General features: G+C 65.1%; 22 protein-coding genes. 17 read left to right on the top strand and 5 right to left on the bottom strand.

Annotated elements, in window-relative coordinates; translation table 11 throughout:
* The first annotated feature begins 167 nt into the window (after nucleotides 1-167).
* From uvrC to ACEWPL_RS11605, 4 genes are all read left to right on the top strand, one after another.
* The gene (uvrC, locus tag ACEWPL_RS11620) at nucleotides 168-2,042 is read left to right on the top strand and encodes an excinuclease ABC subunit UvrC (protein WP_393932405.1); all 1,875 of its coding nucleotides are present in this window, start codon (nucleotides 168-170) and stop codon (nucleotides 2,040-2,042) included.
* A 105-nt stretch (nucleotides 2,043-2,147) separates the two neighbouring features.
* Complete coding sequence (gene pgsA, locus ACEWPL_RS11615; protein ID WP_393932407.1) at nucleotides 2,148-2,813, top strand: CDP-diacylglycerol--glycerol-3-phosphate 3-phosphatidyltransferase; 666 nt, start codon at nucleotides 2,148-2,150, stop codon at nucleotides 2,811-2,813.
* Complete coding sequence (moaD, locus tag ACEWPL_RS11610) at nucleotides 2,810-3,058, top strand: molybdopterin converting factor subunit 1 (RefSeq protein WP_393932547.1); 249 nt, start codon at nucleotides 2,810-2,812, stop codon at nucleotides 3,056-3,058. Before pgsA ends, moaD begins: the two co-directional genes overlap by 4 nt.
* 5 nt (nucleotides 3,059-3,063) lie before the next feature.
* Nucleotides 3,064-3,507: a molybdenum cofactor biosynthesis protein MoaE gene (locus tag ACEWPL_RS11605; protein ID WP_393932409.1), complete on the top strand. Its 444-nt coding sequence runs from the start codon at nucleotides 3,064-3,066 to the stop codon at nucleotides 3,505-3,507.
* 27 nt (nucleotides 3,508-3,534) lie between these two features.
* On the opposite strand, the gene ACEWPL_RS11600 is transcribed toward ACEWPL_RS11605, so the two are convergent.
* Nucleotides 3,535-4,752 (bottom strand): UbiH/UbiF/VisC/COQ6 family ubiquinone biosynthesis hydroxylase, encoded by a 1,218-nt coding sequence (locus ACEWPL_RS11600; RefSeq protein ID WP_393932411.1) that lies wholly within the window; start codon nucleotides 4,750-4,752, stop codon nucleotides 3,535-3,537.
* Between the two features lie 93 nt (nucleotides 4,753-4,845).
* On the opposite strand from ACEWPL_RS11600, the gene ACEWPL_RS11595 reads away from it, so the two are divergent.
* The 4 genes from ACEWPL_RS11595 to ACEWPL_RS11580 all read left to right on the top strand — a co-directional run bounded on the left by ACEWPL_RS11595 (nucleotide 4,846) and on the right by ACEWPL_RS11580 (nucleotide 10,907).
* Nucleotides 4,846-6,174, top strand: a complete 1,329-nt coding sequence (locus ACEWPL_RS11595) for an amidase (RefSeq protein WP_393932413.1) — start codon at nucleotides 4,846-4,848, stop codon at nucleotides 6,172-6,174.
* Between the two features lie 367 nt (nucleotides 6,175-6,541).
* A complete protein-coding gene (locus tag ACEWPL_RS11590; RefSeq protein ID WP_393932415.1) occupies nucleotides 6,542-9,526 on the top strand; it encodes a DNA translocase FtsK in 2,985 nt (994 codons plus the stop codon).
* An 80-nt stretch (nucleotides 9,527-9,606) separates the two neighbouring features.
* Nucleotides 9,607-10,221, top strand: coding sequence for an exopolysaccharide biosynthesis protein (locus ACEWPL_RS11585; RefSeq protein ID WP_393932417.1), 615 nt, complete (start codon nucleotides 9,607-9,609; stop codon nucleotides 10,219-10,221).
* A gap of 74 nt (nucleotides 10,222-10,295) precedes the next feature.
* Nucleotides 10,296-10,907, top strand: coding sequence for a LolA family protein (locus ACEWPL_RS11580; protein WP_393932419.1), 612 nt, complete (start codon nucleotides 10,296-10,298; stop codon nucleotides 10,905-10,907).
* 72 nt (nucleotides 10,908-10,979) lie between these two features.
* On the opposite strand, the gene ACEWPL_RS11575 is transcribed toward ACEWPL_RS11580, so the two are convergent.
* Complete coding sequence (locus tag ACEWPL_RS11575; RefSeq protein ID WP_393932421.1) at nucleotides 10,980-11,564, bottom strand: transglycosylase SLT domain-containing protein; 585 nt, start codon at nucleotides 11,562-11,564, stop codon at nucleotides 10,980-10,982.
* Between the two features lie 221 nt (nucleotides 11,565-11,785).
* Between ACEWPL_RS11575 and hspQ the strand changes: the two genes are divergently transcribed.
* Nucleotides 11,786-12,112 (top strand): heat shock protein HspQ, encoded by a 327-nt coding sequence (gene hspQ / locus ACEWPL_RS11570; protein ID WP_393932423.1) that lies wholly within the window; start codon nucleotides 11,786-11,788, stop codon nucleotides 12,110-12,112.
* Nucleotides 12,113-12,148: 36 nt separating this feature from the next.
* Here hspQ and ACEWPL_RS11565 read toward each other — a convergent pair whose 3' ends face one another.
* The 3 genes from ACEWPL_RS11565 to ACEWPL_RS11555 all read right to left on the bottom strand — a co-directional run bounded on the left by ACEWPL_RS11565 (nucleotide 12,149) and on the right by ACEWPL_RS11555 (nucleotide 14,871).
* Entirely contained in the window at nucleotides 12,149-13,726 is a 1,578-nt protein-coding gene (locus ACEWPL_RS11565) for a gamma-glutamyltransferase family protein (protein WP_393932425.1), read from the bottom strand.
* Between the two features lie 308 nt (nucleotides 13,727-14,034).
* Nucleotides 14,035-14,511 carry an ATP-binding protein gene (locus ACEWPL_RS11560; protein WP_393932427.1) on the bottom strand — a complete coding sequence of 159 codons (477 nt, stop codon included), beginning with the start codon at nucleotides 14,509-14,511 and terminating at the stop codon, nucleotides 14,035-14,037.
* A 21-nt stretch (nucleotides 14,512-14,532) separates the two neighbouring features.
* On the bottom strand, nucleotides 14,533-14,871 hold the full coding sequence (locus ACEWPL_RS11555) for an STAS domain-containing protein (RefSeq protein ID WP_393932429.1): 339 nt from the start codon (nucleotides 14,869-14,871) through the stop codon (nucleotides 14,533-14,535).
* A gap of 122 nt (nucleotides 14,872-14,993) precedes the next feature.
* Here ACEWPL_RS11555 and ACEWPL_RS11550 point away from each other — a divergent pair, with 122 nt between their 5' ends.
* The 8 genes from ACEWPL_RS11550 (at nucleotide 14,994) to ACEWPL_RS11515 (ending at nucleotide 23,395) form a co-directional block, all read left to right on the top strand.
* Complete coding sequence (locus ACEWPL_RS11550; RefSeq protein WP_393932549.1) at nucleotides 14,994-15,446, top strand: GAF domain-containing protein; 453 nt, start codon at nucleotides 14,994-14,996, stop codon at nucleotides 15,444-15,446.
* 94 nt (nucleotides 15,447-15,540) lie between these two features.
* The gene (locus ACEWPL_RS11545; RefSeq protein ID WP_393932431.1) at nucleotides 15,541-16,113 is read left to right on the top strand and encodes a helix-turn-helix domain-containing protein; all 573 of its coding nucleotides are present in this window, start codon (nucleotides 15,541-15,543) and stop codon (nucleotides 16,111-16,113) included.
* Between the two features lie 10 nt (nucleotides 16,114-16,123).
* Nucleotides 16,124-16,744, top strand: a complete 621-nt coding sequence (locus ACEWPL_RS11540; protein ID WP_393932433.1) for a LysE family translocator — start codon at nucleotides 16,124-16,126, stop codon at nucleotides 16,742-16,744.
* Entirely contained in the window at nucleotides 16,741-17,139 is a 399-nt protein-coding gene (locus tag ACEWPL_RS11535) for a GFA family protein (RefSeq protein ID WP_393932551.1), read from the top strand. The genes ACEWPL_RS11540 and ACEWPL_RS11535 overlap by 4 nt, the downstream gene beginning before the upstream one ends.
* Nucleotides 17,133-17,510 carry a GFA family protein gene (locus tag ACEWPL_RS11530; protein WP_393932435.1) on the top strand — a complete coding sequence of 126 codons (378 nt, stop codon included), beginning with the start codon at nucleotides 17,133-17,135 and terminating at the stop codon, nucleotides 17,508-17,510. Before ACEWPL_RS11535 ends, ACEWPL_RS11530 begins: the two co-directional genes overlap by 7 nt.
* Before the next feature lie 16 nt (nucleotides 17,511-17,526).
* Entirely contained in the window at nucleotides 17,527-19,968 is a 2,442-nt protein-coding gene (locus tag ACEWPL_RS11525) for a GcvT family protein (protein ID WP_393932437.1), read from the top strand.
* Nucleotides 19,969-20,032: 64 nt separating this feature from the next.
* The gene (locus tag ACEWPL_RS11520; protein WP_393932439.1) at nucleotides 20,033-20,929 is read left to right on the top strand and encodes a homocysteine S-methyltransferase family protein; all 897 of its coding nucleotides are present in this window, start codon (nucleotides 20,033-20,035) and stop codon (nucleotides 20,927-20,929) included.
* A 15-nt stretch (nucleotides 20,930-20,944) separates the two neighbouring features.
* On the top strand, nucleotides 20,945-23,395 hold the full coding sequence (locus tag ACEWPL_RS11515; RefSeq protein ID WP_393932553.1) for a GcvT family protein: 2,451 nt from the start codon (nucleotides 20,945-20,947) through the stop codon (nucleotides 23,393-23,395).
* The last annotated feature ends 94 nt before the right edge of the window (nucleotides 23,396-23,489 follow it).

The following is a 23,489-nucleotide window of genomic DNA, read 5'->3' as shown; positions in this document are numbered from 1 at the left end:
GCATGCCCAAAAAACAGGCAAATCGGCGAAGCCCGCGGTGCTAAAGGGAAATTCGAGTATGCAAGAATGTTACCCGCAGAGTTATCCACAGAAATGGTGGAAAGGATTCCCCTTGTGCGCGCCCTTCCAAGATTGCAGCCAGACGGCAGAATCATATCTATAGACCCATGACCGACCAGACCCCGCAAACAGCCGCTGTGCCCACCGGCCACAAGGTGATCCAATCCTACCTGCGCACTCTGGATGCGTCGCCCGGCGTCTACCGGATGCTGGATGCGCAGGCGCGCGTTCTCTACGTGGGAAAGGCGCGCAACCTCAAGGCGCGGGTCAGCAGCTATGCGCGGCCCACGGGGCATACGGGGCGCATCATGCGGATGATCGACGCCACCGCGTCGATGATGTTCTTGACCACGGCGACAGAGACCGAGGCGCTGCTTCTGGAGCAGAACCTGATCAAGCAGCTCAAGCCGAAATATAATGTGCTGCTGCGCGACGACAAAAGTTTTCCGAACATCCTCGTCACCAAGTCGCACGACTACCCGATGATCAAGAAGCACCGCGGCGCCAAGCGCGAGAAGGGGGCCTATTACGGCCCCTTCGCCAGCGCGGGCGCAGTCAACCGCACGCTCGCGCAACTTCAGCGCGTGTTCCAGCTGCGCAATTGCAGCGACTCGATGTTCGAGACCCGCACGCGGCCCTGCCTGCAATACCAGATCAAGCGCTGCACCGCGCCCTGTGTCGGCTATATCTCCAAGGCCGAGTATGCGGCGCAGGTCAGCGATGCCGAACGCTATCTCAGCGGCAAATCCACCGAGATTCAGGAGAAGCTTGCCGCGCAGATGGCCGAGGCCAGCGAGGCGATGGAATTCGAGCGCGCGGCCGCCCTCCGCGACCGGATCAAGGCGATGACGCAGGTGCAGACCGCGCAGGGCATCAACCCGCGCTCGGTCGACGAGGCCGACATCATTGCGCTGCATCTGGAGAACGGGCAGGCCTGCGTGCAGGTGTTTTTCATCCGCGCGGGACAGAATTGGGGCAACCGCGACTTCTACCCCCGCGTCGGCGCGGATGTGGAGGCGCCCGAGGTGCTGGAGGCCTTCATCGGCCAGTTCTACGACACCAAGGAGCCGCCCCGCCAGCTGATCCTGTCGAACGAAATCGAAAGCCCGGATCTCATGGCCGAGGCGCTCAGTGGCAAGCTGGGCCGCAAGGTGACGCTGACGGTGCCCCAACGGGGCGAGAAGGCCGAACTGGTCGAGTCCGCCCTGCGCAACGCGCGCGAAAGCCTGGCCCGCAAGATGGCCGAGAGCGCGACCCAGGCCAGGCTCTTGCGCGGTGTCGCCGATGCCTTCGGGCTGGATGCCCCGCCCGAGCGGATCGAGGTCTATGACAACAGTCACATCCAGGGCGCCCATGCCGTCGGCGCGATGATCGTCGCAGGCCCCGAGGGGATGCTGAAGAACCAGTATCGCAAGTTCAACATCCGCGGCGACGACCTGACCCCCGGCGACGATTTCGGCATGATGAAAGAGGTGCTGCAACGCCGCTTCAAACGCCTGCTGAAAGAGGATCCCGATCGCACCAAGGGCACTTGGCCGGGCCTGTTGCTGATCGACGGCGGGGCCGGGCAGGTCAGCGCCGTGCGGGCCATCATGGACGAGATGGGCGTCAGCGACATTCCCATGGTCGGCGTCGCCAAGGGGATCGACCGCGATCTGGGCAAGGAGGAGTTCCACCGCACCGGCCAGCGCCCTATCGCCCTGCCGCGCAATGACCCGGTGCTGTACTTCATCCAGCGCCTGCGCGACGAGGCGCACCGCTTTGCCATCGGCACGCACCGCGCGAAACGCTCCAAGGCGGTCAGCGCCACGCCGCTCGACGATGTGCCGGGCGTGGGGGCCGCGCGCAAGCGCGCGCTTCTGTCGCATTTCGGCAGTGCCAAGGCCGTGAGCCGCGCCAACCTTGCCGATCTCAAGGCGGTGGACGGTGTCAGCGAGGCGCTGGCGCAAAAGGTTTATGACTATTTCCACGACAAGGGCTGAGCGCCGGAAAATTCAAATTTTCCGAGCTGTTTCCGTGCGGAAAACAGCCGCCCGGTTGCCAAAGCGGGGCTTTCGCAGGTGCGGCTGGCGGGGTAGAGATAGGCCATGACATGGACGATCCCAAATCTGCTGACGCTGTTGCGTCTCTTGGCTGCCCCCGGCGTGGCGGTCATGTTTCTCTATTTCACGCGCCCATATGCGGATTGGTTCGCCTTGCTGCTCTTTGTCACCGCCGCGATTACCGACTGGTTCGATGGCTATCTGGCGCGCTCATGGAAGCAGGAGACGCGGCTGGGCGCGATGCTGGATCCCATCGCGGACAAGGCGATGGTGGTCATCGCGCTGATGGTCATCACCGGTTTTTCCGGGATGAATGCGTGGTTCCTGCTCCCCGCGACGGTCATCATGTTTCGCGAGGTGTTCGTTTCGGGCCTGCGCGAGTTTCTGGGTGATACAGCGGGCCTTCTGAAGGTTACGAAGCTGGCCAAGTGGAAGACGACATTGCAGATGGTTGCCATCGCCGTGCTCTTCTCGACCGGGGTGTTCGAGCATAATATCCTCGACCGGACGCGGGGCATGGATACGGCCATGGTCGACGATATCATGGCGGGCCGCGTCGCTGATGAGGTCGGGCTGGTCTGGAATTATTACGCAGCCATGATCACATGGTGGTGCGGTGTTGTCCTGCTGTGGCTGGCTGCGGCGCTGACGCTGATGACCGGCTGGGACTACATGGTCAAGGCATTGCCCTATCTGAAGGATGATCGCTGATGGATGTGCTATATTTCGCATGGGTCCGCGAGCGGATCGGCCTGCCGCGCGAGACGCTGACAACGGATGCTGCGACAGTGCAGGATTTGGTGGATGAGTTACGCGGGCGCGAGGCGCGGTACGACATGGCATTCAGCGATCTGGCCGCCTTGCGGGTCGCCGTCGATCAGGAACTGGCCGGATGGGATACATCGCTGGCAGGCGCGCGCGAGGTCGCGTTCTTTCCGCCAATGACCGGGGGCTGATCCGCATGGATGTGCGTGTGCAGGAGGCGGCGTTTGATTTCGGGGCCGAGGCCAATGCCTTCGCCGCGCGCCAGAGCCGCATGGGCGCCGTCGTCACGTTTACCGGCATCGTGCGCGATCTGGACGGCGACCTCGATCACATGCAGATCGAGCATTATCCCGGCATGACGGAAAAGGCCCTGCAGGAGATTGCCGAAAAGGCGCATGCGCGCTGGGATCTGGGCGATAGCCTGATCATCCACCGCTATGGCAGGCTGAGCCCCGATGACATGATCATGATGGTCGCCACCGCCTCAAAGCACCGTAAAGATGCATTCGAGGCGGCAATGTACCTGATGGACTACCTCAAATCCCGCGCACCTTTTTGGAAGAAGGAAGTGGCCGGGGGCGATGCCGCATGGGTGGCGGCGCGCGAGGAAGACGAGGATGCGCTCAAGGATTGGGAGTGACGCCTGACGGGTGCGCGCGCCTCGCGGCTATCGCATCAGCTCGGGCAGATCGCCCGTCAGTCCCGCCGCTTCGCGCATCATCGCGCGGCGCAGTGGGGCGACGGCCTGAATGGCGCCCATGCCCAGATCGCGTAGACCGCGCAGCAGAGGATTGTCGTTGGAAAAGAGCCGGTTGCTGAAATCGGTCGTTGCCGCCAGCGCCGCGATATCGAACCTGCGCCAGCGCTGATAGCGCTCCAGCACGCCCGCATCGGCGATATCCTCGCCCCGCGCGCGGGCCTCGCCCAGAACCTGGGCCAGGGCGGCCACGTCGCGCAGCCCGGCGTTCAGACCCTGTCCGGCGATGGGATGCATCCCGTGCGCCGCATCGCCCACCAGCGCAAGGCGCGGCGCGATCAGGCTGTTCGCCAGGCTCAGGCCCAGAGGATAGGTGTATCGCTTGCCCTTGATCGAGATATCGCCCAGAAAATCGCCGAACCGGGGGCGCAGCACGGCCAGAAAATCCTCGTCATCCAGCGCGGCAAAGGCGGCGGCGGTGCGCGCGCTCTCGCTCCACACGATGGACGACACATTGCCGGGCAGAGGCAGGATGGCCAGCGGGCCGGGCGGCATGAAGAACTGATGCGCAATGCCGTGATGCGGCAACTCGTGTGCGACGGCGCAAACCAGCGCGGTTTGCCCATATCCCCAGCCGGTGCGCGTGATACCCGCCCGCTGCGCGGTACCCGAGGCGCGCCCGTCCGCCCCGACAATGAGCCGCGTGCGCAGGCTGCGGCCCGAGGCAAGCGTCAGTGTCGCGCCGGTGCTGTCCACCTGTTGCGCGGTGACAGCATCGCCGGAAATCGTGGTGATGCGGCCCTCGGCGTCCATCGCATCCAGCAGGGCAGGGCGCAGGACGCGGTCCTCGCACATATGGCCCATTGGGCCTTCCTCCAGCTCGACATGGTCGAAATGCAGCGCGAAGGGCGTGAGCGGCCCGGCGCCCGCGCGCCCATCACTGACCTTGATTTCCAGCATCGGTTGGGTGCGGTCCTCGATCCTGGCCCAGACACCCAGACGGCGCAGCAGGCGCACCGACGCCATCGCCAGCGCATAGGCGCGCCCGTCAAAATCGCTGTCCGCACGGTCCGGGCGGGGCAGGGCGTCGACGACGGTCACGCCCACCCCCTGCTGCGCCAAGGCCAATGCCAAGGCGGGGCCACCCAGGCCGCCGCCGACGATCACGATATCACTATCCATTTTCATGGCCCTCAATATGGCCGCGAATGCGGGATTGTCCATGCGCTACCCTGCCGCTACGGTCTGTCCGATTTCAAATGTTTCAGGCGGAGACGGGCGATGCAGGACTGGCTAATCATGAGCGCGGCGGATCTGGGCCGCGCGATCGGCGCGGGCCGCATTGATGCGGTCGATCTGACCGAGGCATTTCTGGAGGCGATTGCCGCGCATCCCGCCGCGCCGCGCATCTATTCCGCAGTCACCGAAGCCCGCGCCCGCGCCGAGGCGCAGGCCGCCGCCACCCGCGCCAGAGAGGGCCAGCGGCGCGGTCTGCTCGATGGCGTGCCGATCAGCTGGAAGGATCTTTTTGACAGCGCTGGCACCGTGACGCAGGCGGGTAGCCGCCTGCTGGAGGGCCGCGTGCCGGAGCGTGACGCTGAGGTGCTGGCCAATGCCACAGCAGCCGGCCTCGTCTGCCTGGGCAAAACGCATATGAGCGAGCTGGCCTTTTCGGGCCTCGGCCTCAACCCGATGACCGCCACGCCGCCTTGCGTGAATGACCCAGAGGCGGTCGCGGGCGGCTCGTCCTCGGGCGCGGCGGCCAGCGTGGCGCATGGGCTGGCCGCGGCCGGGATCGGCAGTGACACGGGCGGCTCGGTGCGGGTGCCTGCGGCTTGGAACGATCTGGTGGGCCTGAAAACCACGGCCGGGCGCGTCTCGTGCAAAGGCACGGTTCCTCTTGCCGCACGTTTTGACACGGTCGGGCCGTTGACGCGCAGCGTCGAGGATGCGGCGCTGCTGCTCGCAGTGCTGGAGGGTCGCACGCCCGTAGATCTGCACGGCGCCTCGCTCACGGGCATGCGCTTTGCCACGCTGCAAAGTACGGTGATGGAGGGTCTGCGCGACGCGCCTGCGCGCGCTTACGCAGAGGCCTGCCAGCGCCTCGAGGCCGCGGGCGCCACGCTGACGCCGCTTACAATGCCCGAGGTGGACGAGGCGATGGACCTTTCGGCCACGCTTTTCTCGGCCGAGGCCTATGGCACCTGGGGCGACGTGATCGAGGCGGATCCGGACAAGATGTTCGGCCCCATTCGCGACAGGTTCAGAAGCGGGCGCGATGTGACCGCGCCGCAATTCGTTGCCGCCTGGCAGCGGCTGGACGCCTATCGGGCCATCTGGGCCGAGCGTGTGGCCGGCTATGACGCCGTGCTGATGCCGAGCGCGCCCAACCTGCCGCCCGATGCCGCGCGCCTGATGGACGACGGCGACTACTATGTCACCGAGAACCTTCTGACCCTGCGCAACACCCGCGTAGGCAACCTGATGGGCGTCGCAGCCATCACCTTGCCGACGGGCGTGCCCAGTTGCGGGATCATGCTGTGCGGCGCGGCAATGGGCGAGGAGCGCCTGCTGCGTGTCGCCAAAGCGGCGGAGGCGGCGCTGGGCTAAGCCGTTGGAATTGGATATTTTCCCCAAGAAAATGCCATCCTTGCCAAAAATACCACAATCGCGCGGCTGCGAATATGGTTTCGCTGGACGGACGCGGGCAGAGCGCGTAGTTTTGAAGGATACGGGGCGAAAACGATCCCGAACCTGAGGCAGTAGACATGTATTCCGAGCGGTTTTCGAACCTTGCGGCCCCTTATGTGGTGCGCCTTTGCCATGCGGCGGGCGCGCAAGCCGGGCGCGCGCTGGCGCGAATTCCCTTTCCTCAGGTCAAAGATGAAATCAGCCGGGCCGCGCGCGCATGCGCGCTTGGGGCCGGGCAGGGCGGCGCATCGCGCGGCACCTGCAGGGCGTAAGGACGAGGGACGAAATGGCATATCAGACACGCGGGCGCGATCCTCTTCTGGACAGCAACATGGCGCTGGCCATCGAGAAACGCGGCAAGGAACTGCTGGGCCTCGGCCTTCTGGGTGTGGCGGTTCTGGCCGCTATGATGTTCGCCTCCTACAGCCCCGACGATCCCAGTTGGCTGTCGGCGGTGGACACGCCGGTGCAGAACTGGATGGGCCAGACCGGCGCGACCATCGCGGCCACGCTTTTCATGGTGGTTGGCCTTGGCGGCTGGGGTGTCGCGGTCGTGCTGGCAGCCTGGGGCGTGCGTTTCGTGCTGCATCGCGGGCAGGAGCGGGTGATGGCCCGCATCATCTTTGCGCCAATCTGGGTCGCGGTCTTGTCGCTTTATGCCGCGTCGCTGACACCGGGCGCCGAATGGTATGCCAGCCACAGCTTTGGGCTTGGCGGAATTTTTGGCGACACCGTCATGGGTGCGGCGCTGGGTATCCTGCCCATCGGGGCGGCTGCGGGGCTCAAGCTGCTGTCGCTTGTTCTGGGCGGTGTCATGCTGGCATTGGGCGCCTTCGTCACCGGGTTCGAGCGCAGCGAGATCCGGCGCGGTCTGCGCTGGATGATTTTGGGCGTCGTCATGGCCTATTCGGCCTTGGTCGGCCTTGCCACGCGCGGTGCGGCGGGGGCTGCGGGTGCGGCGCGGCACGCGCGCGCCTCGGCGCAGGCGCGCCGGGCCGAGCCTGCCATGGCCGAGGCCGCCGAGGAAGCGCCGCGCGTCAGCCGCAGCGCCCATGCCAAGGTCTACGACGAGGCCGCCGAGCCGCCCCTCTACGCGCAGAGCGCACCGGGACAATCGCTTCATGCGCCGCAGCGCGCGACGCCGCGCGCGCCTGAAAAGCAGGGCGGGCTTCTGGGCCGGATCAACCCGCTGGCGCGCAAGCCCGAGGCGATGCCGACCCCCGAGTTGGTCGAGCCGCAGTCTGTCGCGGGCGATTACGCCATGCCGGGCGAGGACCGTATCAAGGAAAAGATCGCCGATATCATCAAGTCGCGCGTGCGCTCCGGCCCCGCCGCCCCGATTCAGCAGGCGGCTGCCGCCGCCATCGCGCGCGGTGGGCGCCGCGGGCCGACGCCGCTGGTTCTGGACACGTCGCGGCCCGGTTACCTGCCGCCCGAGCCGCCGCTGACGGCGGGCGCCGCCGCGCTGCCGCCTGAGCCTCGCCTGACTGCGTCCCGCGCAGAGATCGCGCCCCCCCGCGCGCCGGAGCCTCAGCCGCACCATGACACGCTCGATGATGCCTATAGCGCGGACGATATGGACGAGGCCGTGATCCTCGATGACAGCGCGCCCGCCACGCCGCAGCCTGCCCCGCGTGCACAGGCGCCCGAGCCGCGCAAGGTGGTTCAGCACCTTCAGCGCAAGGCGCCCGCGCCGTCAGCCCGCGCCGTGGCCGAGGCACAGCCCGCCCTCCAATTCGAAGAGGCGCCCGGCGTCGAATACGAACTGCCCCCGCTCAGCCTGCTGTCGAGCCCGGATACCATCACGCGCTATCACCTCAGCGACGAGGCGTTGGAGGAAAACGCGCGGATGCTGGAGGTCGTTCTGGACGATTACGGCGTGAAGGGTGAGATTGTTTCAGTCCGTCCGGGCCCCGTCGTGACCATGTATGAACTGGAGCCTGCGCCGGGTCTCAAGGCAAGCCGGGTCATCGGCCTTTCGGACGATATCGCGCGCTCCATGTCTGCGCTCTCGGCGCGCGTCTCGACCGTGCCCGGACGCACGGTGATCGGGATCGAGTTGCCCAACGACAACCGCGAGATGGTCAGCCTGCGCGAGATCCTGTCGAACCGCGATTTCGGCGATGGCAATCACAAGCTGCCGCTGGCCCTGGGCAAGGATATCGGCGGCGACGCGATGATCGCGAACCTGGCCAAGATGCCCCACCTTCTGATCGCGGGCACCACGGGTTCGGGCAAGTCGGTGGCGATCAACACGATGATCCTGTCGCTCTTATACAAGCTGACGCCGGATGACTGCCGGATGATCATGATCGACCCCAAGATGCTGGAACTCAGCGTCTATGACGGCATTCCGCACCTGCTGAGCCCTGTCGTGACGGACCCGAAAAAGGCGGTCGTGGCGCTGAAATGGACCGTCGCCGAGATGGAAGAGCGCTATCGCAAGATGTCCAAGATGGGCGTGCGCAACATCGACGGCTACAACTCCCGCGTGGCTGATGCGCTGGCCAAGGGCGAGATGTTCAGCCGCACGGTACAGACGGGATTCGATGACGAGACCGGCGAACCTGTCTTCGAGACGGAAAAATTCGCGCCCGAGAAGATGCCCTATATCGTTGTGATCGTCGACGAGATGGCCGACCTGATGATGGTTGCCGGCAAGGAGATCGAGGCCTGCATTCAGCGCCTTGCGCAGATGGCGCGGGCGAGCGGCATCCATATCATCATGGCCACGCAGCGCCCCTCGGTCGATGTCATCACCGGCACGATCAAGGCGAACTTTCCAACGCGCATCAGCTTCCAGGTGACGTCCAAGATCGACAGCCGCACCATCCTGGGCGAGATGGGCGCCGAGCAGCTTCTGGGCATGGGCGACATGCTCTACATGGCCGGGGGCGCCAAGATCACCCGCTGCCATGGCCCCTTCGTTTCGGACGAAGAGGTCGAGGATGTCGTCAACCACCTCAAGAGCCAAGGCCCGCCCGTCTATGTCGGCAGCGTGCTTGAAGGCCCGGATGAGGACAAGGCGAGCAATATCGACGCCGTTCTGGGCCTCTCGACCGGGGGCAATACGGATGGCGAGGACGCGCTTTACGATCAGGCGGTGCAGATTGCGATCACCGATCGCAAATGCTCGACCTCCTATATCCAGCGCAAGCTCGCCATCGGCTATAACAAGGCCGCGCGCCTTGTCGAGCAGATGGAGGATCAGGGCGTGGTCTCGGCCGCGAACCACGTGGGCAAGCGCGAGATCCTCGTGCCCGAGCAATAAGCGGAGCCCCATCCGGGCCCCGCACTGACCGGAACTGCACTGATGCACGCCGCGTTGATCGACAAGCTTGAGGGGTCAGCATGGCAGCAGCGCGAAAAACCAGTGCGGTCGAGGATGTCCTCGACAATATCCGCGACTTGGCGGAGCAGGACGGCAAAGAGGACGTCTCGATCGGGGACGTGACCGAGGCGATCGGCGGGCGCGGTTTTGGCCCGCTAATGTTCGTGCCTGCGCTGTTTGAGGAAACCCCTATCGGCGCCATTCCCGGCGTGCCCACCATCATCGCGTCGATCTGCGGGGTCTTTGCCATTCAGCTGGTTATGGGCCGCAAACATGCCTGGCTGCCCGGCTTCATTGAGAATCGTTCGGTCAGTGCGCAAAAAGTGCGCAATGCCGTCTCATCGCTGCGCGGACTTGCGGAATGGATGGACCGGCATTTCGGCAGGCGGCTGGACCCTCTGGCCGGACCGGTTGCCGCGCGTCTCGCCGGCATCGTCATTCTGGGCCTTTGTCTTACCGTGCCGCCCCTGGAACTGATTCCATGGGCGAGTTCGGTGCCGATGCTGTCCATCGCCTTTCTGGGGCTCGCGATGACGGTGCGCGACGGATTGCTCATGCTGCTGGGCTTTGCGGGGGCGGCCATGGCCTCGGTCGCGGTATACTGGTTTCTTGCGGGCAGCGGGGCCGGGGGATGACGGGGATGTTATCGCATATCACCGCGAAACCTGCGACAAGCGACACTGAAACTCCCAAGGACAGGGGCTACGCCATGTATCCATTACGCTATATCGCCGCCGCCATGGCGCTGATCCTCGCAACCGCGCTGCCCGCAGCGGCCGAGAAGCTGCCGCTGACCGAACTGTCGCGCTATCTGAACAGCTTTCAGACGGCCAGCGGCGCATTTACCCAGATCAACGATGACGGCACCATCAGCGAGGGCCGCATCCTGATCAAGCGCCCGGGCCGCGTGCGGTTCGAGTACAAGCCCCCCGAGGACATGCTGGTGGTCGCCGATGGCGACACGGTGGGCATCATCGACGGCAAGTCGAACGAGGGCCCGCAGGGCTATCCATTGAACCGCACGCCCCTGTCGATCATCCTTGCGCGCAACGTGGATCTGACCCGCGCGCGTATGGTCACGGGCCATAGCAGCGATGGAAACACGACAACCGTGCGCGCGCAGGATCCCGAAAACCCGGACTATGGCAGCATAGATCTGGTGTTCACCGCCAACCCGACCGAGTTGCGCCAATGGGTGATCAACGATTCCGGCGGCAGCCGCACGACCGTCATTTTGGGTGATCTGACCACGGGCGTCAGCATCGGCAATGACAGCTTCGTCATTCCGGGCATCGGCACGGGCAGCACGGGAGACCGCTGAGGCGGTTTCGCCCCGACCAAAAAGGGCGGCGCAATGCGTCGCCCTTTCTTCGCCTGATCACGGCTTATGCCGTCAGTTGCAGCGCTGCAACTGGGCCTGGTAGCGCGCCGCGCGCTGCTCGACCGTGCCGGCGACGCGGACCAGCCACGCCTTGTTGTTGTAGGTGCCGCGCGAATATCCCGTGCGGCCCTCGTGATAGGCAAGGTAGTGATTGCGGGCGTCATACATCGGGATATTCAGCGACGCCCGCGATTTGGACATGTACCAGCCCATGAAATCGGTCGCGTCATGGATATTGTCCCGCCGCGCCCGGCGCGAGCCGGATTCGGCGACATATTCATCCCAGGTGCCATCCAGCGCCTGGCTATACCCGAAGGCCGAGCTTTGCCGGCCCATCGGAATCACGCCCAGCGTATAGCGGTACGGAGTGCGCGCGTCCGAGACGAACTTGCTCTCCTGGTAGATGGTCGCCATCTGGACATGGGTGGGTACGCCCCAGCGCCGCTCGGCGGCACGGAAGGCGCGTCTGTATTCGGGACGTTCCCGCAAGATTGCGCAAGCATCCTCCATCTGGCGGGGAGATTCCCCATAGCCGCCACCGCGCCCGCAGGCCGCGACCAGCACCAAAAGAAGGAGCGCGCGAAGCTGTCTGCTCATAGCTGCCTCTGCTCTCGTTTTTGCGGCAGTCTTCGCTGCCTTCGTTTATAAGGTCAGCTTACCCAATTTCTTGCAAATGGGAAATCACGAATTTCGCGTGCCGCGCGCGGTCGCCGATGCGCGCATTTCATGGCTGACAGACTGTTTCCAACCAAACATGCAAGATCGTTGGACAAAGCATGCTTGAAACCATTACTCTCAACGTTTAAGGGCTGCAGGCTATGCTAAAGACACGTGCAAAATATCACCTCGGGCAAGTTGTCCGTCACAAGAAGCACCCGTTTCGCGGTGTCATCTTTGACGTCGACCCCGAATTTGCCAATACTGAGGAGTGGTATTCCTCCATCCCCGAGGACAGCCGCCCGGTCAAGGATCAGCCCTTCTATCACCTTCTGGCCGAGAACGAGCAGAGCTATTACGTGGCCTATGTCAGCGAGCAGAACCTGATCGCCGACTATTCCGGCGAGCCGGTCGAGCATCCCGATATCGACGACCTTTTCGGGCCGTTCGAGGACGGCCATTATCCGCTGCATTTCCAGCTGAACTAGGGCCGCCCCGCGCGGGCAGGGCAGCCCGGCCCGGCGCTAGTATCCCAGCGCGCAGCCATCCTTGCGCGGGTCCGATGCACCCTCCAGCACACCATCCTCGCGGATTTCGATCGCCTGCGCGCCGCCGATCGCCTCTTGCGGAATCACCACCTTGTGCCCGCGCTCGGCCAGATCGGCGCGCACGGCGTCGGAATAGCCGCGCTCGACCCGCATCTCGCCCTTGTCGGCAAAGGCACGGGGCGCGTCGATGGCAGTCTGTGGATCCATCCCGAAATCGGCAAGGTTCGAGACGAACCGCGCGTGTCCGGTAGACTGATACGCGCCGCCCATCACGCCAAAGGGCATGACGGCGCGGCCTGCATCGCACAGCATGCCGGGGATGATCGTATGAAAGGGCCGCTTGCCGCCGGCCAGTTCGTTCGGATGCCCCTCAGCCAGCGTAAAGCCCGCGCCGCGGTTCTGCAGCAGGATGCCGAATTTCTCGGACGCGATGCCCGCGCCGAAGCCGTGGAAGATCGAGTAGATCAGCGACACGGCCATGCGGTCCTTGTCGACGACGGTGATGTAGACGGTGTCACGGTGCATCGCCTCGGTCATCTGCGCGGCGGAGGGGATCGCACGCTTCATATCGATCATCGCGGCAAGGCGCTGCGCGGTGTCCATGCTCAGCATGAATTCCGTGCGCGTGGTGTGATCGGGATCGGCGATGATGCGGTTGCGGGTGTCATAGGCCAGTTTGGTCGCCTCGGCCTCCAGATGGACGCGCTCGGCCCCCAGCGGGTCCATCGCGGCCACGTCGAACTGCGCGAGGATGTTGAGGATGAGGATGGCCGTCGCGCCCTGCCCGTTGGGCGGATGCTCGACCAACTCGCGGCCCTTGTAACTGCCGCTGATCGGCTCTGCCGCATCGCTGCGATTTGCGGCGAAATCGGCGGCGGTATGCACGCCCCCGGCGGCGCTGAGCGCGGCCAGCATATCCTCGGCGATCTCGCCCTCGTAAAAGGCGCTGGCCCCCTTGGCGGCGACGCGGCGCAGCACCTCAGCCTGACCGGGAGCGCGGAAAAGCGTGCCCGCCTTGGGCGGCGTGCCGCCGGGCAGGTAATGCCCCAGCGCGTGACCCTGGAGCGCGGGGGCGGACTCTACCCAATCCCAGGCCACGCGCGGGGCGACCGGCACGCCCTCATCCGCATACCGAATGGCGGGGGCAAGGATCGCATCGAGGCCCAGCTTGCCGTGCTGCGCGCTCAGCTCGCAAAAGGCGTGGATCGCACCGGGGATGGTCACGGCGTCGGCGCTGCGCAAGGGCACCGCATCGAGGCCGCGGTCGCGGAGGGCCTTGGCATCGGCGGCAGCGGGCGCGCGGCCTGAGCCGTTGAATGCTTGCGCGCCCTCCTTGCCGGGCACGGTGAAAAGGGCAAAGCAGTCACCGCCGATGCCCGTCATCTGGGGTTCGCAAATGCCCAAAAGGACAGCGCCCGCAATGGCGGCATCCATGGCGTTGCCGCCCCGTTCCAGAATATCGACCGCGGTCTTGGCGGCCAGTGGATGAGAGGTGGCACACATGCCGCTGGAGGCCAGAACGGGCGAGCGGCCGGGCAGATGAAAATCGCGCATGAAAGCTCCTGCATTTGGATCTGCCGGTACGTTAGGACGCGGCTGCGCGATTGCCAAGAGATCAGGGACTATAGCAGGGAGAGCGGGACTACATACCCGAGCGATGCAAAGGGGCCTCGACGCTGCGCACTGGGTGGGGGCAATTAAACACAGCGCCGAGGGAAGCTTTTGCAGCTACATCAGTGTTCTGGCTGTGCACTCTGTCGGGAATGAGAAAGGAAAGCGGCAAGTTTGCGGCACCGGGGATTTGCCGTGATGTCCGGGTGATATGGCCGGACGCGTCGATACGGGCCACGGCTGGGAATTGCTTACTCCTGACCGGTCACATCCAGCGCCAGGTGGAGGTGATTGCGCCCATTGCGGCGCCGATAGCTGATCGCCGATGTCAGGCTGTGGATCATGAACCATCCGAACCCGCCTTCGGGCAGCTCGGTCTTCGGCCTGGTGATTAGCGGAGAGCGCCCGAGAGGCAGGCGGAGGCCGGGCAGGGGTGTGCCCTCGTCGGTAATGTCGACGGTCAGCCGCGTTTCATCAAGCATCGCTTCGATCCGGATCGGGCCGGGCTTGCCCGACGGATATCCATGCTCGGCCACGTTGTTGAGCGCTTCGGCCAGGACGATCTCGGCCGTGCCGCAGACATCGGCGCCTAGACGCGCCGCGCTGAGGAAGTCTCGCAGCTGGGCAAGGCCGTCGCGCACAGCGCCGGGGGACGCGCTGATGGTCAGGCCCAGGTGCCGGGGGCGTGGCGCGCGCCCCGATGCGGCGCGATTGGCTGCAGCCGTCATGGCATCTCCAATTCGGGGGGTCTACCCGGCCCGCCGGGGGGCTGCATCCTCGAGCGCCTCGTGGATGGTGAAGATTGTGTTCATCCGGGTCAGCCGGAACACCTTTTCCACACCGGGTGTCAGCCGCGCCAGATCGAGGCGGCGACCGGGACCGACCAGCTTGAGCGCCGCGACGATGGCGCCAAGGCCGCTGGAATCGATGAACTCGACCGCGCCGAGATCCAGAAGGACATCCTCGGCCCCCTCTGCCGTTTGCACGCGCAGCGCCTCCTTGAAGGCGATAGCCGCCGCCGCGTCGATCCGCGGTGCGTTGACTGTGATGACTTGGTAGGCGCCTTGCCTGTTGCTGGTCAGATCCATGTATCGCTCCGCTACAATCCTGTTGCTTCGCCTCACGCTAGGTCCAATTCGTTACCATCTGGTTCCCGCCTTCCGAAAAAGTTAGACGGGCCGTCAAAGACGCAGCAAATGGGGCGATGACCATGCGGATAGACTATGACGAGATGTCGAGGGTGCTGGCATCCCTGACCGAGGGCGAGGACGATACCGTATCCTTGATGGCGACGATGGCATGCGAGCTGCATCACGCCGATTCACGCTTTGACTGGACGGGATTCTACCGGGTGACCCAGCCCGAGCTGCTGAAAATCGGTCCCTATCAGGGTGGGCATGGATGCCTTGTCATTCCCTTCTCACACGGGGTTTGCGGCGCTGCCGCGCGCACGGGCGAGGTGCAGCTGGTCGATGATGTTGAGGCGTTTGCCGGGCATATCGCCTGCTCCAGCAGCACCCGGTCCGAGATCGTTCTGCCTGTACGCAACGGGGCGGGCGATCTGATCGGTGTGCTGGATATCGACAGCGATCGTGTCGCGGCCTTTGATTCTAGCGATGCCGAAGGCCTGACGCACCTGCTGAGGCAAACCTTCGGCGGCTAGACCGCCCGCAATTCGGCGTGAAATTATTCTTGCGTTTTTCACTGTTCAAGAGCAGCGTGAAAAAGTACAGCATAATTTCACGCCGAGTCGCCAGATGCTTCAGTCCCAGATCACTGCGCCGCATGCCTCAGGGGCCGATCTGCGCGCCCTGCGGCGGTCGCGGGGCGTCACGCTGGCGGATCTGGCGCGGCGCCTAGGGCGCTCGGTTGGTTGGCTCAGCCAGGTCGAGCGGGACCTGTCCCAGCCCAGCATTGCCGATTTGGAACTGATGGCCAAGGCGCTGGACGTGCCCCCATCGCTCTTGATGGCGCAGCCGGCGGCGCCCGAGGATGAGGCGGGCTATATCGTGCGCCGCGGCGCGCGCCGCCCCATCGACGCGGGCAGGCCGGGCCTTGCCGAAGAGCTTCTGTCGCCTGACCTCACCGATGATTTCGAGATGATCCACTCGACCTTCGCGTCCGGCGCCACCGCGCCCGAAACCGTCACTCGGCCCACGCAGGAAGTGGGCTATATCGTATCGGGCCAGCTGGACCTGACCATCGCGGGGCGCGACTTCACGGCCCGCGCGGGGGACAGTTTCCGCATCCGGGGCGAGGCCTTTTCCTGGCGCAACCCTTATCCGAAACCTGCCGTCGCGATCTGGGTCATCGCGCCGCCGGTCTATTGAGGGGCCCGCGATGAGCTGGGAGGGCTGGACCGTCTTTGCGATCTTCTGGGCAGTCTTCGTGACGACGCCCGGTCCGAACGCTGTCAATTGCATCACCAACGGTGTCACCCTGGGCTTTCGCCGGTCTCTGCCCGGTGTCGCGGCGATCCTGACACAGGCGGCGCTGTTTCTGGCGCTCTCGGCGCTGGGCGTGTCGGCCCTGCTACTGGCGTCGCCCATGGCATTCCAGGTGGCCAAGCTGATCGGAGCGGCGTTTCTGATCTATCTGGGCGTGCGCACATGGCGCCAGGCGGGCCGCGCGCTGCGCGCGGCGGATGTCGGTGGCGGCACGGTCTATGCGCGCGCCTTCCTGATCGCCACAATCAATCCCAAGAGCGTCGCGGGCTACCTTGCCGCCTTCACGCAGTTCGTGCAACCGAATGTGCCGATCGGAGAGCAGATGTGGGTGATCGTGCCAACGGCGCTGTCGCTGACCGCGCTCAGCTACATGGGGTACACGGCGCTGGGCGCAGGTATCGGCCGCTCGGCGCTGGGCGCGGTGGCAAGCCGCCCGCTGCGCCGCGGGCTGGCGGTCTGTTTCATGGTCTACGGCGCGCTACTGGGCGCAACAGCCATGCCTTGGAGAACGTGAATATGCTGCGCGGCGCGTGCCTCTGCGGTCAGGTGGCCTTCACGGCGGGGGCGCCCACCGGCACCGCCATCGCCTGTCATTGCGACGAATGCCGCCGCCAGTCGGGGCATCATTTCGCGGCCGTTCCGGTGGCCAAGCGCAGTCTGCGAATGACGCGCCAGGAGACGCTGCGCTGGTATCGCGCCTCACAGATCGGCAAGCGCGGGTTCTGCGGCGCCTGCGGCTCGACGCTGTTCTGGCGCGGGGATGAGGGCGCGCATGTACATCTGCTGATGGGCGCGCTCGATGCGCCCACCGGCCTGCGGCTGGGCGCGCATGTCTGGGTGCGCGAAAAGGGCGACTATTACGAGATCGGCAGCGATCTGCCGCAATATCGCGAGGATGAGACATGCTGAGCGGGCGGTGCCTTTGCGGTGACATCACGTTCGAGGTGAGGGGCGCGCCGCAGGGCGTCACGGTCTGCCATTGCGGCCAGTGCCGCAAGCAGTCGGGCCATGTCTGGGCCTCGGCCCATGTGCCCGAGGCCGATCTGACCATCACCGGGGCGCCCGAGTGGTTCGCGGCGAGCGAGGCCGCCATGCGCGGGTTCTGCGCGCGCTGCGGCAGCTTCCTTTTTTGGAAGGCGCATGACGAGGACACGATCAGCTTCGCCCTCGGCGCGCTGGACGCGCCCACGGGGCTATCCTTGGAGAAGCACATCTTCTGCGACGACAAGGGCGATTACTACGACATCGAGGACGACCTGCCGCAACTGGCGCGGTCCTGAGTAGGGAGACGGAACCATGAGCAACTTCCCCAGCACGGCCCGCGTGGTCATCATCGGCGGCGGCGCGGTTGGCGCGTCCGGCCTCTACCATCTGGCCAAGGCGGGTTGGACCGACTGCGTCCTTCTGGAAAAGAACGAGCTGACGGCGGGCAGCACGTGGCACGCCGCCGGGAACGTCCCGACGTTCAGCACCTCATGGGCGATCATGAACATGCAGCGTTACGGCGCCGAGCTCTATCGCGGCCTCGCCGAAGCTGTCGATTACCCGATGAACTACCACGTCACCGGCTCGCTGCGCCTTGGCCATAGCGAGGAGCGGGTGCAGGAATTCCAGCGCGCCTGCGGCATGGGCCGCTATCAGGGCATGGACATGCGGATGCTGACGCCGGACGAGGCGAAGGCGATGTATCCCTTCCTCGAAACGCACGATCTGAAGGGCGTTCTCTATGATCCGAACGACGGCGATATCGACCCATCGCAGTTGACGCAGGCGCTGGCCAAGGGCGCGCGGGATTTGGGCGCGCGGATCGAGCGGTTCTGCCCCGCGACGGGCGTCACCCGCGACGGCACGGAATGGATTGTCCACACGCACAAGGGCGATATCCGCTGCGAATATGTGGTGAATGCCGCAGGTTACTACGCGCAGAAAGTCGGCGAATGGTTCAAGCCCTATGGCGGGCGGACCGTGCCGATGATGGTCATGAGCCATCAATACCTTCTGACCGACGAGATCCCCGAAATCGCCGAGCATACCGCCAAGCACGGCAAGCTGCCGCTTCTGCGCGATGTCGACAGCTCCTACTACCTGCGGCAGGAGAAAACCGGCCTTAACCTCGGACCTTACGAGCGGAACTGCAAGGCGCATTGGATCACGCCCGATGACCCCTTCCCCGAGGATTTCAGTTTCCAGCTTTATCCCGACGATCTGGAGCGGCTGGAATGGTACATCGAGGATGCGATGGCGCGCGTGCCTTTGCTGGGGCAGGCGGGGATCAACAAGGTCATCAACGGCCCAATCCCCTATGCGCCCGATGGCCTGCCGCTCTTGGGCCCGATGCCGGGCGTGCCCAACGCCTTCGAGGCCTGCGTCTTCACCTTCGGCATCGCGCAGGCGGGCGGCGCGGGCAAGGTGCTGGCCGAGTGGATCACCGAAGGCAGCACCGAATGGGACATGTGGTCCGTCGATCCGCGCCGGTATACCGATTACACCGATAATGACTACTGCATCGCCAAGGGAATGGAGGTCTATGGCCACGAATATGCCATGCATTTCCCGTGGCATGAATGGCCCGCTGGCCGGGACAAGAAGCTCGGTCCGAACGATGCCATCGTGCGCGAGATGGGCGGCGTCATGGGCGCCTATAACGGGTGGGAGCGGGCCAACTGGTTCGCACAGCCGGGCGACGATCTGAGCGAGGAGGCGACCCAGACCTGGAACCGCGCCGGCCCGTGGGAGCAGCGCATCCGCGAGGAATGCGAGGCGGTGCGCGATCATTGTGGCGTGCTCGATCTGCCCGGCTTCTCGCGCTTCTGGGTGCGGGGGCAGGGTGCGGACGAGTGGCTGCGCGGCTGGGTGACTGGCAGCCTGCCCAAACTGGGGCGGATGAACCTCGTCTATGTCTCCGACAATCTCGGCCGCATCCTGACCGAGCTGTCCTGCATCCGGCTGGCCGAGGACAGCTTCGTGCTGATCACGGCGGCCACCGCGCAATGGCATGATGGCGAGCTGATACGTCGCGCTGTTCCCAAAGGCGTCACCGTCGAGGAGACGACGAGTGAGCGCAGCGCGCTGATCGTCACCGGCCCCGAGAGCCGCAACCTGTTGGCCCCGCTCACCGATGGCGATTTGACGCTGCCGTGGCTCAGCCACCAGCATTGCACCGTCGCCGGGCGCAAGGCGTTCCTGATCCGCGTCAATTTTGCCGGGGAATTGGGCTGGGAAGTGCATGCTGCGAACGAGGACATGCCCGAGATCTACCGCGCGATCCTTGATGCTGGCGCCAAGCCCTTCGGGATGTATGCGCTCAACAGCTTGCGCATCGAGAAAGGCTACCGCGCCTGGAAGGGCGACCTGAGCACCGATTATTCGTTGCTGGAAGGCGGGCTCGAACGCTTCGTCAAGTTCGACAAGCCGCAGGACTTCCCCGGCAAGGCGGCGCTTCTGAGCGAGAAGCAGCAAGGCAGCAAGAAACGCTTTGTCACGCTGATCGTGGAGGCGGGCGGGGCCGATGCGCCCTATATGTCGACGCTCTGGCATGGCGGCGAGATCGTGGGCGAAACCACCAGCGGCGCCTGGGGCTACCGCGTGAACGCCTCGGTCGCGCTGGGCATGATCCGCGCCGATCTGGCCGAGGCGGGAACCGCGCTCGAGGTCGAGATCTACGGCGAGCGCTTCGCCGCCACGGTCCAGCCCGACGCGCCGCTTTGGGACACCGATAACGAACGGATCCGCGCCTGATGTCCGCCCCTCTCAACAGAGGCCTCGTTGCGGCCATCCCTGCGCCATCGGTCAGGGTGCCCCTGTGAGCGAGATTACCCTTCTCGACGGCTCGATCGGGCAGGAACTGGTCAAGCGCGCCGGGGACGCGCCGACGCCGCTTTGGTCGACCAGCGTGATGAAGGCGCATCCCGGCCTCGTCGCCGAGGTGCATCGCGCCTATTTCGACGCGGGCGCGACTGTTGCCAGCACCAACACCTACCCCGTTCACCGCGACAGGCTGGTGCGCGCGGGGCTGGAGGGCGATTTCGCCGCGCTGATCGACTGCGCACTGAGCGAGGCTGAAACCGCGCGCACGGCCCATGGCAGCGGCCGCATCGCAGGCACCCTTGGCCCGCTGGGCGCCTCCTACCGCCCGGATCTCTGCCCGCCGCCCGAGGAGGCCGCGCCCCTTTATGCCGAACTGGTCGAGTTGATGCGTGGGCGCGTGGACATCCTGCTGGTTGAGAGCGCCGCATCGGTCGCACAGGCCGAGGGGGCGCTGATGGGCTGCAAGGGCGTGGATGTGCCCGTCTGGCTGGCCGTGACCGTGATGGATGACAACGGCAATCGCCTGCGCTCGGGCGAGCGCGTCGATGAGTTGGCGGATGTCATCGCCACCTACAGACCCGAGGCCGTGCTGATCAACTGCACCCGCCCCGAGGCGGTCGGCGCGGGGCTGATCCGCCTGCGCGAATTCGGGCTGCCCTTCGGTGCCTATGCCAACGGCTTCGATCACATCGCCGAGGGTTTTCTCAAGGAAGCCCCCACGGTCGATGCGCTGAGCGCACGGCGCGACCTCACGCCGGACCTCTACGCCGATTTTGCCATGGGCTGGATCGCGCAAGGGGCCACGATCGTCGGTGGCTGCTGCGAGGTCGGCCCCGATCATATCGCCGAGCTTGCCGCGCGTTTGCGCACCGCCGGTCACACCATTGTCTAACTACAGGAGGTTTGCATCATGGATCTGCCCACAAAGGCCCGCGTGGTCATTATCGGCGGCGGCGTCGTCGGCTGTTCGGTCGCCTATCACCTCGCCAAGCTGGGCTGGAGCGATGTCGTGCTGCTGGAGCGCAAGGCGCTGACCAGCGGGACAACATGGCATGCCGCGGGCCTCATCGGGCAACTGCGCGCGTCCAGCAACATGACGAAACTCGCGCGCTATTCGGCCGAGCTTTATACCGGGCTGGAGGAAGAGACCGGCGTGGCAACGGGGTTCCGGCAGGTCGGCTCGATCTCGGCGGCGCTGACCGGCGAGCGGCTGGAAGAGCTGCATCGGCAGGCCGCGATGGCCCGCGCCTTCGGCGTGCCGGCCGAGGAGCTGACGGCGGACGAGATCAAGTCGCGCTATCCGCATCTGAGTATCGACGGCGTGACCGGCGGTGTCTGGTTGCCGACCGACGGACAGGCGGACCCCGCCAACATCGCGCTGGCACTGGCCAAGGGCGCCCGCCAGCGTGGCGCGCGCGTGCAGGAGCGTGTGCGTGTGATCGGCATTGCGAAGACGCGGAATCGCGTCACCGGCGTCGATTGGGCCGCTGATGATGGCAGCGCAGAGGGCCATATCGAGTGTGACATGATCGTCAACTGCGCAGGTATGTGGGGGCACGAGGTGGGCCGCATGGCGGGCGTCAACGTGCCGCTCCACGCCTGCGAGCATTTCTACATAGTGACCGAGCCGATCGAGGGGCTGAGCCAGCTTCCCGTCCTGCGCGTGCCGGATGAATGCACCTATTACAAGGAAGACGCAGGCAAGATGCTGGTTGGCGCGTTCGAACCTCTGTCCAAGCCCTGGGGTATGGACGGCATCCCCGAGACCTTCGAATTCGATCAGCTGCCCGAGGATTTCGACCATTTCGAGCCCATTCTGGAGGCCGCCTGCAACCGCCTGCCCATGCTGGCCAGCGCGGGCATTCATACCTTCTTCAACGGACCCGAGAGCTTTACCCCCGACGACGCCTATCACCTTGGCCAGGCGCCGGGGATGGACAATGTATGGGTGGCGGCGGGCTTCAACTCGATCGGCATCCAGTCGGCGGGCGGCGCGGGCCATGCGCTGAGCCTCTGGATGGAGAGCGGCGAGAAACCCTTTGATCTGGGCGATGTGGATATCGCGCGGATGCAGCCCTTTCAGGGCAACAAGACGTATCTCTTTGAGCGCAGCAAGGAAACGCTGGGCCTGCTCTACGCCGATCACTTCCCCTATCGCCAGAAGGCTACGGCGCGCGGTATCCGGCGCACCCCCTTCCACCATCACCTGCTGAGCGAGGGCGCTGTCATGGGTGAGGCGGCAGGCTGGGAGCGCGCTAACTGGTTCGCGGATGAGGGCCAGGAGCGCGAGTATCGCTATAGCTGGAAGCGGCAGAACTGGTTTGAAAATGCCGCAGCCGAGCATCGCGCGATCCGTGAGAACGTCGGCATGTATGACATGTCCTCCTTCGGCAAGCTGCGCGTCGAAGGGCCGGATGCGGAGGCGTTCCTCAACCATATCGGCGGCGGTGATTTCAGCGTGCCCATCGGGCGCATCGTCTACACGCAATTTCTGAATAGTCGCGGCGGGATCGAGGCGGATGTGACCGTCACGCGCCTTTCCGAGACGGCCTATCTGGTCGTCACCCCCGCCGCCACGCGGCTGGCCGATCAGACATGGATGGAGCGTCACAAGGGCGCGCATAACGTCGTCATCACCGATGTGACGGCGGGTGAGGGCGTGCTGGCCGTGATGGGTCCGAACGCGCGGAAGGTGCTGCAAGCCGTCTCGCCCGCCGATTTCAGCAATGATACTAACCCCTTCGGCACTGCGCAGGAGATCGAGCTCGGGATGGGTCTCGCCCGCGTGCACCGCGTCTCTTACGTGGGTGAGCTGGGCTGGGAGGTCTATGTCAGCGCCGACATGGCCGGGCATGCCTTCGAGGTGCTGCATGAGGCGGGTCAGGCACATGGCATGAAACTCTGCGGCATGCATGCGATGGACAGTTGCCGGATCGAAAAGGGCTTTCGCCATTTCGGGCATGACATCACCTGCGAGGACCACGTGCTGGAGGCGGGCCTCGGCTTTGCGGTCAAGACGGGCAAGCCGGATTTCATCGGGCGTGACGCGGTTCTGCGCAAGAAGGATGAAGGGCTGGCGCATCGCATGGTGCAATTCCGCCTGACGGACCCCGAGCCGCTGCTCTATCACAACGAGCCGCTGCTGCGGGATGGCGAGATCATCGGCTATGTCAGCTCGGGCAATTACGGCCATCATCTGGGCGGCGCCATCGGGATGGGGTACGTTCCCTGCAAGGGCGAGAGCGTCGAGGAGGTGCTGGCCTCGACTTATGAGATCGACGTTGCGGGCACGCGGGTGCGGGCCGAGGCGAGCCTCAAGCCCATGTATGATCCCAAGAGCGAGCGGGTGCGCATGTAGCGGCGCGCCCCCACCGGGCAAGGCGATCCTACATTGCCATGATGCGCCTCATATGGTGAAAAGCTGGGGCGTATCCGCAATGAGGGAGAGACGA

The organism is Roseovarius roseus (genome assembly GCF_043355935.2).
In the GTDB taxonomy this organism is placed as follows: Bacteria; Pseudomonadota; Alphaproteobacteria; order Rhodobacterales; family Rhodobacteraceae; genus Roseovarius; species Roseovarius roseus.
Note: the sequence above shows the minus strand (reverse complement) of the source record. Positions and strands in the feature narration are given on the sequence as shown.

Bases quoted from the DNA above. Each gene is read 5' to 3' on its own strand.
- uvrC (WP_393932405.1), top strand. From the start codon at position 168: ATGACCGACCAGACCCCGCAAACAGCCGCTGTGCCCACCGGCCACAAG.
- pgsA (WP_393932407.1), top strand. From the start codon at position 2,148: ATGACATGGACGATCCCAAATCTGCTGACGCTGTTGCGTCTCTTGGCT.
- ACEWPL_RS11605 (WP_393932409.1), top strand. From the start codon at position 3,064: ATGGATGTGCGTGTGCAGGAGGCGGCGTTTGATTTCGGGGCCGAGGCC.
- ACEWPL_RS11600 (WP_393932411.1), bottom strand. From the start codon at position 4,752: ATGAAAATGGATAGTGATATCGTGATCGTCGGCGGCGGCCTGGGTGGC.
- ACEWPL_RS11595 (WP_393932413.1), top strand. From the start codon at position 4,846: ATGCAGGACTGGCTAATCATGAGCGCGGCGGATCTGGGCCGCGCGATC.
- ACEWPL_RS11590 (WP_393932415.1), top strand. From the start codon at position 6,542: ATGGCATATCAGACACGCGGGCGCGATCCTCTTCTGGACAGCAACATG.
- ACEWPL_RS11585 (WP_393932417.1), top strand. From the start codon at position 9,607: ATGGCAGCAGCGCGAAAAACCAGTGCGGTCGAGGATGTCCTCGACAAT.
- ACEWPL_RS11580 (WP_393932419.1), top strand. From the start codon at position 10,296: ATGTATCCATTACGCTATATCGCCGCCGCCATGGCGCTGATCCTCGCA.
- ACEWPL_RS11575 (WP_393932421.1), bottom strand. From the start codon at position 11,564: ATGAGCAGACAGCTTCGCGCGCTCCTTCTTTTGGTGCTGGTCGCGGCC.
- hspQ (WP_393932423.1), top strand. From the start codon at position 11,786: ATGCTAAAGACACGTGCAAAATATCACCTCGGGCAAGTTGTCCGTCAC.
- ACEWPL_RS11565 (WP_393932425.1), bottom strand. From the start codon at position 13,726: ATGCGCGATTTTCATCTGCCCGGCCGCTCGCCCGTTCTGGCCTCCAGC.
- ACEWPL_RS11560 (WP_393932427.1), bottom strand. From the start codon at position 14,511: ATGACGGCTGCAGCCAATCGCGCCGCATCGGGGCGCGCGCCACGCCCC.
- ACEWPL_RS11555 (WP_393932429.1), bottom strand. From the start codon at position 14,871: ATGGATCTGACCAGCAACAGGCAAGGCGCCTACCAAGTCATCACAGTC.
- ACEWPL_RS11550 (WP_393932549.1), top strand. From the start codon at position 14,994: ATGCGGATAGACTATGACGAGATGTCGAGGGTGCTGGCATCCCTGACC.
- ACEWPL_RS11545 (WP_393932431.1), top strand. From the start codon at position 15,541: ATGCTTCAGTCCCAGATCACTGCGCCGCATGCCTCAGGGGCCGATCTG.
- ACEWPL_RS11540 (WP_393932433.1), top strand. From the start codon at position 16,124: ATGAGCTGGGAGGGCTGGACCGTCTTTGCGATCTTCTGGGCAGTCTTC.
- ACEWPL_RS11530 (WP_393932435.1), top strand. From the start codon at position 17,133: ATGCTGAGCGGGCGGTGCCTTTGCGGTGACATCACGTTCGAGGTGAGG.
- ACEWPL_RS11525 (WP_393932437.1), top strand. From the start codon at position 17,527: ATGAGCAACTTCCCCAGCACGGCCCGCGTGGTCATCATCGGCGGCGGC.